Source organism: Blastopirellula sediminis, from assembly GCF_020966755.1.
Taxonomy (GTDB): domain Bacteria; phylum Planctomycetota; class Planctomycetia; order Pirellulales; family Pirellulaceae; genus Blastopirellula; species Blastopirellula sediminis.
This window is the reverse complement of the sequence record NZ_JAJKFT010000001.1, coordinates 187432-199722: the sequence shown is the minus strand read 5'-3', so window position 1 is coordinate 199722 and position 12291 is coordinate 187432. Positions and strand designations below refer to the sequence as shown.

Below are 12291 nucleotides of genomic sequence, written 5' to 3'. Positions count from 1 at the left end.
CCTTTCGCCGCTTTCACTCAGGAGCAAGCTCCCAAGATATCGCGCGACTTGCATGCCTAATCCATGCCGCCAACGTTCATTCTGAGCCAGAATCAAACCCTTCAATTGTTATATGCTTGAACGATCAGCCGAAGCCTTTCGCTATGTAGCAAAATTAAATGGTTTGAACTGCTCTTTGCAAAACAATTCAAATTCAAGTTCATTGTGATTGACTTCTACAAAGACGACCCGAAGGCCCTCTCTGCGAAGCACAGTCTCACGCCGAACTCAACAGAGGTCACAACCAAATTGTCAAAGATCAAGCTCCGAGAAACGTTGTCTCTCGGTTTTGTTTTTCCCCTTGGCCGCGTCAGCAACCAACTGGGAAGAGACAAAGAGTACCAGAACTAACCGGGGCGTCAACGGCCCACGTCCATTCCGCAAAAGTTTTTCGTTCGATTTTGCATTTCGCCCGAGAAAACAAGGACCAAACGCCGCGAAAAAAGTTCACGAGAATCTGAAAATCGACCCTTCGCGAGCCCTTTCGGCGACTGATTTTGGATCGCTTCCGAACGAAATTGCCATCTGATTTACGACTTTGAACCGCGCGCGGTTCGCCCCTTTCGGGAGCCCGCATTCGACGCGCGATTCTGCCGGCAGATCCGATCATTCCGATCGGCGAAAAGAGAAAGCTGCCCAATTGGCGGCGGGTCGGTCCCAATCTGGGCAGGGGCGCCAACGAAAAACTAGGGTTGGAAGTTCATTTTCCCGTTTTTCGCATCGCCGGAGTCCAATCCGATGCCCAAACCGGTCGTTTTGCTGCTGGCCCTTGGTACGTTTTTGCTGCCCATCGGCGTTGTCGTCGTGATGAACGCCGACAAGATCCAGCTCCCAGAGCCTCCCAAGCCGCACGAGATCCAGGGAAAGGTCTACTTCTTCTCCGCGCCTTGGTGCGGAGCCTGCAAGCGAGCCCAGCCCACCTACGAACAACTGCGTGACGAGGGCTATCCGATCAAGAAGATCAACGTCGACAACGATCAGGACCTGGCGATGAAGTACAACATCCGCTCGATCCCGACCTTCGTCTACGTCCGCGACGGCAAAGAAGTTGGTCGAACCAGCTCGCCTGGATCGGTGAAGATGCTGTTTCCGTGGTGGTAACGGTTACTGGGTGAAGCGGAACGAGGTTTTTAACCTCTCAAGGTCGGTCTCGGAAACGAGATTTCGATCCACCACGCCGCGAATATCGTAGACGCCGCTGGCATGCGAAACGGTCATTGAGACCCACCAGACCGGCAATTCTTTTCCTACGGCGCGGCGTTCGACGGCATAGTTGTCGTAGCGGGTTAGCACGTGCTGCAGAATTGGATTTCCACGAAATCTATCTTCTGGCGTTGGGCATCCGCTTAGCTTCTCGATCCGCCGCACCGCCTCCTGGTCCGTTTCGCCGGGGAATCGCGGATAGTAAGTCACTCGAAGCATTGCATATCCAGGGGCAAGTTCTCCGCCACGAAATCCGTCATGGTCGCCGATCCACAGGTATTCCGTGCGGTCTCTTTTGGGGAGAGTAGCGATCCTGGCGGTCGGAAACTTAACCTCAAACGGCTGCTTGTCGCTCTTGAAGGTGTGCCACGTCGGGCCGAAGAGATTTTTGGGCGTCGTCGGTGGTGCGGCCGCCACGGGCATTGCAGGCGAAGGCTTCGGCGTTGGCGGCGCAGCGACCGCCATTGGCGGCTGAAAATCAGGATCCTTCTGAGAACGTTCTGGATTGGATTCCGCCGGCGCCGGACTCCCTGCGTGAATACGAAAGGAATCTCGAGCCGCCATCATCTGCGTTTGCGAATAGGCTTGAACTAACGCAATTCCCGTCACGATGTAAACGCCGGTCGGGTGCGCAACCGAGAGCGAAAACAGCGTCATCTCATCTCCCCATGGACCAGTCGCAGTTCGTTCCACCGCGGTCAATCCCTTGAATTCGATTTGCCGCCGGGAAACCTTCGCTCCCTTTTTCTCCGTTCCATCTGGGGCAATCTGCGCCAGCTTTTCGGTGCGATTAATCGCCCCCATGTCCGACTCCCCAGCCAGTCGGTTGAAATGGCTAACCGCAATGACGGCATACTTGTTCGGGTTTCCCACGCCCAGCCGCTGAGAAGTCCAAACGAAATGTTGCCCCCCTTCGCGTGAAGCGACTTCAACGTGCGTGTTCGGCAAATAGATTTCAAACGGCGGATCGTCCGAGTGATACAACTTCCAATCGCCGATTCCAGCGACTCTGGCTTTCTCGGCAGGCGTCATTTCGTCGGAAGCCACTTTGGGCGTCTTCGGAATCGGATGCATCTGGCCGTCCCCCAGCACGCCGTCGGTCAGGCGAAATGATGCGATAACCGCCTCACGTTCTTCCTTGGGCGAGATTTTGACGTTCACGCGATAGACGAATGACTCGTCGGCGACGAAGAAAATCGAGGAGTTTGGATTTCCCCATTCTCCAATCATCTTGTAATCAACGCCGCGTTTGCCCCCGATCAGCACATCGCGGGTCTCAATCTTCGTGTCGAAGTCTTCCAAAATCTCCTGATGAAAGTCTTGGTCAGTCTCCATCGACTCGTTAACAAGATTGCGAACCGCCAGCGACGGAGTCTCAAACGCTCCGAGCGGGCGACAAGTGACGACCAGAATCCAGTGATCGTAGGAAACGACGGAGACCCCGCGGGCTTTCCAGGCGTAGCGAAAATACCCTTCACCGAGATCTTTCGTGCTGAACTCGCAATCGGCAGGCACACGCCACGAGAATGGATGCTGACTAGAAGCGAAAGAGGCCCACTCCCGCTTCGACGCGTCGATGATTTCCTGCGTTTGCGGCTCATCGAGTTCGACCAGAGGAGGCGGATCCTGTCCAATACCGAAGTTCGGCAATTCTAGGCCGTCCATCTCTGCAACCGCCTGCCAAGCGTAGCTGATCGCAATCCCCACTCCGCCAATCAGCAGCAACACGCCGAGCGTCGCACCGCCAACCAGCAACCAAACGCGATTTCCTTTTCGCGACGCTCGCTTTCGCGGAATGGGCACGGCCCCCTTCGTCGAATCGGCGGCGGCCAGCGACTTTAATTCGAGCAGCGCATCGCCGCCGGAAGCGTCGCCGCGCGCCGATGGCGTGGGGATCGAGATCACCCCTTCGCTACATTTCGGACAACGGATCTTCCGCCCGGCGAACTTGTCGGCGACCTGATAAGTCTTTTGGCATTGCGGACAGCAAACGGAAATCGGCATCGATGCGTCTCGGTCAGGCGTGGGAAAATCAAAGATCACATGGTAGGAAGGCGAGCGACGTGAATCGTCGGTCGTTACTCAACCGGGATTTCCTCCCAGCGGACGTACTGTCCGTTCGGGTCAGGTTGCCCGGAGATATTTCGCGGCGTAGGACGCGGACCTTTGGGGTTGAGAACAGGGATCAGTTTCGAGCCGTCACCTGGCGTGCCGGGGGCGCTGAGGAAGTGGAACGAATTGATGAACCGATCTTCGACCGCGCGTCCTTCTTTCGAGCGAGCCGCGACCGAGTAGACGCCGGTCGGGTGAAAAAAGATTCGGACTCTCTCGGTCAACCCGATACCCGGAATCGACGTTCCGGTGGTCTGCGTAATATCGAGGGCGGTAACGCCGTCGACGGAGATCGTGTTCACGTCAAGGTTCACACCCGGGCTTTTACCAGCCAACGCAAACCCATCCATCAGCGTTTTCATCATCTCATCCGCCGAAATTCCTGCGGCAAGGGGCGCGTAGGTTACGCTAAAAACCGTCCCATAACCGCGAGTCAAATCGGTGTGCAAGATATGCTCGCCATGAACCATTCCTGCGTCGAGCCGGTGCAGGTAATTCACCGGTTGGGTAGCGCTGGGGTTTAACTGATTCTTGGGGAACGCGATGACGTCGCTCGTGGGGAACTCGACTTCAAAGGGATGCAGTTTCGAGCGCATCTTGACCGCCCCACCCCACAAACCGCTGACGTCCAGTCCTCCCAGCAGACCACTCAATCCGGACGCCGGAGCGCTGGAGGTCGGCTGCGCTGGCATCGTCGACTCTGGTTGCGGCGCCGCGGGGACTTCCGTTGGTTCAACTCTCGGCGGCGGCGATGAAGCGACGAGATCGTTGAAGCGGATCGAGTGGACGATGTCCATCCACCGATTGGGAAGACAATTGGCCTCGGCTACCGCCAACAAAACGTAGACCTGCTGGCGATGCGGAATGTAAGCGGCGAAGTTTAACGTTCGCTGCGACGGCATCTCGAAACTGACCATGTACGCCGGGCGCCCAACCAGCGACGCACTACCCAAGCGTGCATTTCTGATCAGACTTTCGTCCGGTGGAAGAGGGCTGACCCGTCGCTTGGCCGCCTCGATCGCATCCAAGTCGTTTTGGTTCGGCTCGCGGGGCAAGACGATCAACTTGACTTCCGTGATGCTGCCGACCTCCGAGTTTTTGTATTGCGGCGAAATCGCCCAACGAAACTGCTCCAGCCCGGCGATCTGCTCCTGCACCACCGGTCCGGATGGAAATCTCACTTCGATTGGGTAGTTCGGCGGTCGAAACATCTGGCCCATATTTGGATCGGACATCACGCTGCTGGGGCCGATTTGATTCACGTTCTGCGGCACGTTCGGCGGCGGAACGTTCGGAGCCGGTCCACCATTTTCGACCGGAACCGTCCAGGGGTTAGCGGGCGGGATCGGATTTGACTTACTGGCGAGGTCCCACGCGTACTTTCCGGCGATCGCCATACCGCCGAGCAAAACGACAAGCCCAAGCAATCCGCCGCCAACCATCAACAGAGTGCGCGTCAGACGACGAGAAGAAGCGTGGGGACGAAGCGGCGGAGAGGCAAACGCATTTGCGGCGGTCGGCTCATCCGGCCGTAACTGCAAATCATCCGACGGGAAGCTCGACGGAGCGGGCACGGCGGCAGGAACCTGAATGACGCCCTCTTTGCATTTCGGGCAGCGCACCTTGCGCCCGGCAAATTTGTCCGCGAGTTGAAATTCGTTTTGGCAGTGCGGGCAGCGGACAGGAATCGGCATCAATTCGACTTTAGCTGGATAAGAAAGCGGGAGTCATGTCACTGCGTGAAACGAAATGAATTCTTGATCGTGTCGAGATCGGCGCCGGACATTTGCGGTCGGGGGGCAATTCCTTGAAAATGATAGATGCCGGTCGGATGCGCCACCGTCAACGAAATCACGCCTAAATGGTTCTCACCCATGAGCTTGCGATCAACGGCAGTATATCCACTCACATTGGTCGCCGCCCGAACAATCGGTGCGCCGTGCAACGCATAGACCTCTCGGCCAATTCCTCGCGTCCCTTCCAGACGCTGGATCGCTTGCTGATCAGATTCCCCGGGCATCCGTTGAAACTGCATGATACGGAGCAGCACGCCGCCATACCGGCCCGTCGGTACCCATTTGTATACGGTTTCGACTCCCATCGGGATGACAAGGACGTTTTGGCTAGGAAGCAAAACCTCGAACGGATGCTGAGCTCCGCGATAGGTCATCAAGGGGACAGAATTGGGGGACGAATACTGCCCAGGGATTGGGGACGACGGGACAGCGACGATCACGGAGGAGTTCATGCGGGAATCTTCGGCATTTCCCGATGGCGAATTCGGAGCCGGTTCGCCCTGTCTCACGTTGACAATCGCCTCGCGAGTCGCAGTTTGCGAAGCTGGCGTCGACCGAAAGCTACCTTCGTCTGGCGCTGACGCCTCATCGCCGACTCCCAAGTCAGGCAATTCAATCGCCCCCAGCCGAGCGACCGCTCCCCAGGTAAAGAGGCTCGCCACGGCAACTCCGCCCAGCAGCAGCATCACTCCCAGAACGATGCCGCTTATCAGCAGCCCGTTGCGTAGCGCTGATCGCGGAATGTCATCCGAAGCCCCGGAGGCCGTTCCCCCAACAGTATCGGCGGAAGCGAGCGGTTTTAGTCGATAGGGCGCATCGGCGTTTGTCGCGGTCGGACCAGGTGATAGAGAGGGGACCGAAAACTCCGCGGCGCCGCACTTCGGGCAGCGGATCTTGCAGCCCGCGAACTTGTCGGCGAGCTGAAAGCTCTGGTGGCACTGAGGACAGCAAACCGGAATCGGCATCGAACGCCTCTGCCGAGATTTTCAATTTGGGAAGAGAAGAGTACCGCTCCTCGGCGTCGAGCGGTCGATGCCGGGCAGACTCTATTGTAGGGGAATCACTTCCCACAAAATATACTCGCCTTGCGGATTTGGTTGGCCGGAAATGTCATAGCCAGGCCACCCCGGATCAGGTCCAGAGGCCAGCGGAATCGAAACCAGGCCGAGCGACGACTCAGCGCGATCGGTGAAATGCAGCGACGTGATAAATCGCTCCAATGCCGCATTGCTCCACCCCTTCGCTTGCGCGGTAATGACGTAAATCCCGCTCGGATGGGCGATGACGCGTCGGCGCATATGGATCAGATTCTGATACTGCTGAGATTGTTGGGGAGAAAGTTCGGTATCGAGAGCAGGATAGCCTTCGTGCTGCGTCACGGTGTGAATTTCGCCAGTCGATGTGCTGTTTCGCGTCGAATCGACATGGGAGACGCGTTGAATCGCCTGCTGGTCAGACTCGCCGGGTCTCCGTGGCCCTACGGCGACCGCAAACATCGTCGGAAAACCAAAGCTCAACGCTCGATCAAGCAGCGTCCTTCGGTTGACGACCCCTTTATCGGGACGCTGCATGTAAAGAACGGCGCCACGCTCGATTGGCGAGGGAAATCCGATCACCTTATTGCTGGGAAACTCGACTTCAAACGGATGGATGGTCGACCGCATGCGCGTTCCACCGCGCCACAAATTCTCGATATCTCCCGCAATCGAACCGCTATTGCCTGCGGTGTTGGGACTTATCGTCATCGGCGCAAAGGAGTCAGCGGAGGGGCGAACGTTCGCCTGGACGGCGGAGGAAAAACCGTCCGCTGTTTGACTGTAGGGGGAAGGACTGGTCGGAGATGACTCCGTTCCCGACGGCATCGAACGCTCAATCGAACTGTTCCCCTGCGAATTGGCGACAAAATTGTCGCCCCCGGAGAGCGGATTGAACGGAGCAGGAGAGGTCTCGAGCGGCTTCACCGTCGGGGTCATGCCAGATTCAACGGCAACCTCACGCCCGGCCATGTCGAGCTCGCCAAAGCCGTACCAAAGATAGTACCCGCACACGATCAGACCGCACGCGGCGACCGCCGATCCGATCCAAACGCGGCCGCGATGCATCCAAAGGCGCGCGGATCGGCTCTTCATGAACGAGCCGCGCCGTTTCGGACTCTCATCCACCGCATTGTGGATCGTTTCGTCCGGCTTCAGGCGAAAACCGCCGTCATCCCATAGCGGCTCACTGGCGGCGATCTGAATCACCCCCACTTTGCACTTCGGACAGCGGATTTTCGACCCAGCGTATTTATCAGCGACCTGAAACGAGCCGCCGCATTGCGTACATTGAACGGAAATAGACATCGTGCGCCCCAAAAAACGATGACACGGAAACCCCGTGATATCCCGCCAGAGGGGTAAAGTCAAGCACGATTCTAGAGTAACTCCACCGGGCTAGGGGCTCCCTTACTCCACCGTCACGCTTTTCGCCAGATTTCTCGGCTTATCGACGTCGCAGCCCCGGAGTTGGGCGATGTGATAGGCCAGCAATTGCAGCGGAACGATCGAGACGATTGGCTGCAAGAATTCTTCGACCATGGGGATCCGGATCACGTCATCGGCGATCTTGGCGACTTGCTCGTCATCTTCGCTTGCGATCGCGATCACCGGGCCGCTGCGAGCTTTGATCTCTTCCAGGTTCGACATCACTTTGTCATACACCACCCCTCGCGGCATGATGAAGACGCTCGGGGTCTGCTCGTCGACCAGGGCGATCGGCCCATGCTTCAGTTCGGCGGCCGGGTAGCCTTCCGCATGGATATAGCTGATTTCCTTCAGCTTCAGCGCCCCTTCCAGCGCCGTCGGGAAGTTAAAGTGCCGACCGAGATAAAGGAAGTTGGTCGCTGATTGGTACTTCTCAGCGATCCGGCGCGCGACGTTGTTCGTCTCCAGCGCCTTCTCGATCGCGGCAGGCAACTTCTGTAGTTCTTCGATGATGCGATACCCCTGGTCGAAGCTGAGATGAGTCAGCCGACCGAAGTAGAGCCCCAGCATCGCCATCACCGCCAATTGCGACGTGTAAGCCTTGGTCGAGGCGACGCCGATTTCCGGCCCGGCATGCAAATAGATGCCCCCGTCCGCTTCTTGGGCGATCGTGCTGCCGACCACGTTACAGATCGCCAGCGTCGGATGTCCTTTCCGCTTCATTTCTCGCAGTGCGGCCAGCGTATCGGCCGTTTCTCCGCTTTGCGTAATGCCAAACACCAGCGTCCGCCGCGGAACGGGAGGATTGCGATACCGCAGCTCCGACGCGTATTCGACTTCGACCGGGATCCGGGCCATCTCTTCGATGATGTATTCGCCGACCAGCGCCGCATGCCAACTGGTGCCGCAAGCGGTCAGCAAAATGCGATCGACGCCCCGTAATTCTTGCGGCGAAAGATTCAATCCGCCAAAGACCGCCGTCGCGTCGTCCAGGCTCAATCGCCCGCGCATCGTGTTTTGAATCGATTGCGGCTGCTCAAAGATTTCCTTCAGCATGTAATGTTCATAGCCGCCGAGATCGACGTCCGACGCGTCGATTTCAATCACTTCGACGCTATGCTCGATGGCGCCATGATCGCGATGGCGAACTTGCAGCGAGTCGGCCTTCAGCAGCGCGATCTGATGATCGGCCAGGTAGACGATCTTGTCGGTGAAACCGGCCAGCGGTGAAGCGTCGCTCGCCAGGTAGTGAACTTCGTCCCCAACGCCAACAACCAGCGGACTTCCCAACCGGGCGGCGACGATCAGATCGGGCCGCTCCTTAAAGAGGATCGCCAGGCCGTAGGTCCCGCGCAGCTGGGCGAGCGCATCTTCCACAATGTCGATCAGTTGTTCGTCGGTCGGGGCGCCCTTCCCTTTCGACTGGGCCAAACGGCGGCGGCGACATTCTTCGAGCAGATGGGCGATCACTTCGCTGTCGGTTTCGGTGGCGAACTCGTACCCGCGAGCAATCAGCTTTTCTTTCAGCTTGGCGTAGTTCTCGATCACGCCATTGTGGACCAGAACGACCTCGCCCCCTTGGCCGATATGCGGGTGAGCGTTGGTTTCGGTCGCCGGACCATGCGTCGCCCAGCGGGTATGGCCAATCCCGGCCGAGCCGACCAGGTGCTGCTTGGCCAATCGTGCCGCCAGATTGTCGATGCGCCCCGCGGTTTTGCAGACGCTGATCTCGTCATCGCCCGGGTCGATCGCGGCGATACCGGCGCTGTCGTAGCCTCGATATTCGAGCCGACGGAGCCCCTGCAGGATGAACTCAACCGCCTGACGATCCCCAACTACACCAACGATGCCGCACATCGCATGCTCCCGAAACGTCGAAGAATAAGGACGCACCCCGAAGGAAAGATACGCCCAATGTCGGCAAACTAGCAAAATTTAGGCAATTTAAGAACAGCGATCGGGTAAGGGGCGGAAATTGGTCTAGTTGTTTTATTTATGCCGAATTTACAATCCGGCGATTCCCAGTTCGTTCTCCAGGCCAAGGAAGGTCGCCATGTCCCCGCAAGCTCCGCTTCGTCTCCATCTTCGCACCGCCGTCATCATTCCGGCTCGTCTGCAGTCGACCCGACTGCCTCATAAGATGCTGCTGGCCGAGACCGGCAAACCGTTGATCCAGCACACCTACGAAGCGGCCGTGGACGCCCTCCGCCCTGAAAAAGTGATCGTTGCAACCGATCACCCCTCGATTCGGGACGCGGTGCTGGCATTCGGGGGCGAAGTCCTGATGACCAGCGAGTCGTGCGCGAGCGGAACCGATCGTCTGGCCGAAGCGGCGACGCAGATGCCCGATTTCGACCTATTCCTCAACGTTCAAGGAGATGAGCCCGAAATCGCATCGACCTCGATCGATACGCTGATCAAGATGATGGAGGAAAACCCCGGCGTGAACATGGGAACGCTGGCGACCCCGATCCGCGACAAAGCGCTCCTTTCGGACCCGGCCTGCGTGAAGGTGGTCCTCGACCAAAACGGCAAAGCCCTTCTCTTTAGCCGCAGTCAAATTCCGTTCGTCCGCGAGTGGGATGACGCCGTTCTGGAGGCCAATCCCCCCCACTTTTTGATGCACCTCGGGATTTACGCTTACCGTCGTGATTTTCTGTTACGGATTGCCGCGGCGCCGCGGACCGAAATCGAAAAGCTGGAAAGTCTGGAGCAGCTTCGAGTTCTGTCGATGGGCGAGTCGATTCATGTCGGCATCGTCAACGAAGCCTCGTCCGGCATCGACACGCCGAGCGACTATGCGGCATTTGTCAGCCGCAAGCTTGCTTGCTAAGATAAAGCCCCAGGGCTGACGGTCCTGGCCGCTTCAGTCTCTTGCGTCTCTCGCGCCCTTAAAAGTTGGTTTAAGGGCGATTAGGGAATTCTGACGCAAATTACACCTCGCCGCTCATCGTTGGGCGGCGTTCGTCTTTTGGGGTACGCTAGCAGCAATGGGCTGCAATTGCAGGGAAGGTTCATGACCAAGCATATTTTCGTGACCGGCGGCGTCGTTAGCTCACTCGGTAAAGGGCTGACCAGCGCTTCCATCGGCATGCTGCTCGAGCAGCGCGGGCTTCGCGTCAAAATGCAAAAGCTCGACCCCTATATCAATGTCGATCCCGGCACGATGAGCCCCTATCAGCATGGCGAAGTCTACGTGCTGGACGACGGCAGCGAAACCGACTTGGACCTGGGTCACTACGAACGATTCACCAACAGCCCGCTGACCCGCGACGCCAACTACACGACCGGTCAGATCTATCTGTCGGTGATCAACAAAGAACGTCGCGGCGAATTCCTGGGCAAGACGGTCCAGGTCATCCCCCACATCACCAACGAAATCAAAAGCGTCATCCAGAAGCTCGCCGATGACGACACCGACGTCGTGATCACCGAAATCGGCGGCACCGTCGGCGACATCGAAAGCCAGCCGTTCCTCGAAGCGATTCGTCAGTTTTCGCTGACCGCCGGCAAAGAGAACTGCTTGTATATCCACCTGACGCTGGTTCCCTACCTGAAGGCGGCGGCCGAACTGAAGACCAAACCGACGCAGCACTCGGTCGGTCAGCTCCGCGAGATCGGTATTCAGCCTGATATCTTGATCTGCCGCACCGAACGGAACCTGAGCCACGACGATCGCGAAAAGATCGCCCTTTTCTGCAATGTGCCGATCGAAGCGGTCATCGAAGAAAAAGACAAAGACTTCTCGATCTACGAAGTGCCGCTCAGCTTGCACGAAAACCGTCTGGATCACCTGATCGCAAAGAAGTTCGGCTTCCCGCGCACCCAGGTCGATCTGACGCAGTGGCAAGAGATTCTGCACACCCTCCGCAATCCAGAAGCGGAAATCAGCATCGCCGTGGTCGGCAAGTACGCCGAACACAAAGACGCCTACAAGTCGATCTACGAAGCGATCGACCATGCCGGGATCGCGCACCACGCCCAGATCCGCATCGGCCGCATCCAGAGCGAATCGATCGAATCGGAAGGCGCCGAGCGTCTGCTGTCGGGCTACGACGGCATCCTGGTCCCCGGCGGTTTCGGCGAGCGCGGGATTGAAGGAAAGGTCGAAGCGATTCGTTACGCCCGCGAGCGAAACATTCCGTTCCTCGGCATCTGTCTCGGCATGCAGTGCGCCGCGATCGAGTTCGCCCGCAACGTCGTCGGCCTGGAAGGCGCCCACTCGACCGAGTTCTCGAAAGATACGCCCCACCCGGTGATCTGCTTGCTCGACGAGCAGAAGAACATCACCGACAAAGGGGGCACGATGCGGCTGGGCGCCCAGGATTGTGCGCTCACGCCGGGCACGCACGCCCATAACGCGTATGGCGCCGATCTGATCAACGAACGTCACCGCCATCGCTACGAGTTCAACAACAAATACCGCGAACAGTTCATCAAGCACGGGCTCCGTTTCTCGGGGCTGAAGCCGGACGGCTCGCTGGTCGAGATCATCGAAAACGAAGATCACCCCTGGTTCGTCGCGGTGCAGTTTCACCCTGAATTCAAGTCGAAGCCGATCCAGGCGCAGCCGCTGTTCGCCGGATTCGTCGGCGCGGCGATCCAGCGTCGCGGCAAGTCGGCGCCCAATGCCGCACAGGCCGAAGAGACGGCCGAAACGTAGTCACGTATTCCGGGAG

Annotated in this window: 8 protein-coding genes and 1 rRNA gene; 3 read left to right on the top strand and 6 right to left on the bottom strand. The window is 58.1% G+C overall.

What is annotated here, in order from left to right:
• Nucleotides 1–108 (bottom strand): 16S ribosomal RNA (locus tag LOC68_RS00865); the annotation flags it as partial.
• Between the two features lie 669 nt (nt 109–777).
• Between LOC68_RS00865 and LOC68_RS00860 the strand changes: the two genes are divergently transcribed.
• Nucleotides 778–1140: a thioredoxin family protein gene (locus tag LOC68_RS00860; protein ID WP_230214452.1), complete on the top strand. Its 363-nt coding sequence runs from the start codon at nt 778–780 to the stop codon at nt 1138–1140.
• A 3-nt stretch (nt 1141–1143) separates the two neighbouring features.
• Here LOC68_RS00860 and LOC68_RS00855 read toward each other — a convergent pair whose 3' ends face one another.
• The 5 genes from LOC68_RS00855 to glmS form a co-directional block, all read right to left on the bottom strand.
• Entirely contained in the window at nt 1144–3246 is a 2103-nt protein-coding gene (locus LOC68_RS00855; protein ID WP_230214451.1) for a zinc-ribbon domain-containing protein, read from the bottom strand.
• 74 nt (nt 3247–3320) lie between these two features.
• Nucleotides 3321–4928, bottom strand: a complete 1608-nt coding sequence (locus LOC68_RS00850) for a hypothetical protein (RefSeq protein ID WP_230214450.1) — start codon at nt 4926–4928, stop codon at nt 3321–3323.
• Between the two features lie 158 nt (nt 4929–5086).
• On the bottom strand, nt 5087–6115 hold the full coding sequence (locus tag LOC68_RS00845) for a zinc-ribbon domain-containing protein (protein WP_230214449.1): 1029 nt from the start codon (nt 6113–6115) through the stop codon (nt 5087–5089).
• 81 nt (nt 6116–6196) lie between these two features.
• Nucleotides 6197–7492 carry a hypothetical protein gene (locus LOC68_RS00840; RefSeq protein ID WP_230214446.1) on the bottom strand — a complete coding sequence of 432 codons (1296 nt, stop codon included), beginning with the start codon at nt 7490–7492 and terminating at the stop codon, nt 6197–6199.
• A gap of 102 nt (nt 7493–7594) precedes the next feature.
• Nucleotides 7595–9469: a glutamine--fructose-6-phosphate transaminase (isomerizing) gene (gene glmS, locus LOC68_RS00835; protein WP_230214445.1), complete on the bottom strand. Its 1875-nt coding sequence runs from the start codon at nt 9467–9469 to the stop codon at nt 7595–7597.
• Between the two features lie 196 nt (nt 9470–9665).
• Here glmS and kdsB point away from each other — a divergent pair, with 196 nt between their 5' ends.
• Both kdsB and LOC68_RS00825 read left to right on the top strand, forming a co-directional pair.
• Nucleotides 9666–10445 (top strand): 3-deoxy-manno-octulosonate cytidylyltransferase, encoded by a 780-nt coding sequence (kdsB, locus tag LOC68_RS00830; protein ID WP_230214439.1) that lies wholly within the window; start codon nt 9666–9668, stop codon nt 10443–10445.
• A gap of 183 nt (nt 10446–10628) precedes the next feature.
• Complete coding sequence (locus tag LOC68_RS00825) at nt 10629–12275, top strand: CTP synthase (protein ID WP_230214437.1); 1647 nt, start codon at nt 10629–10631, stop codon at nt 12273–12275.
• Nucleotides 12276–12291: the final 16 nt, after the last annotated feature.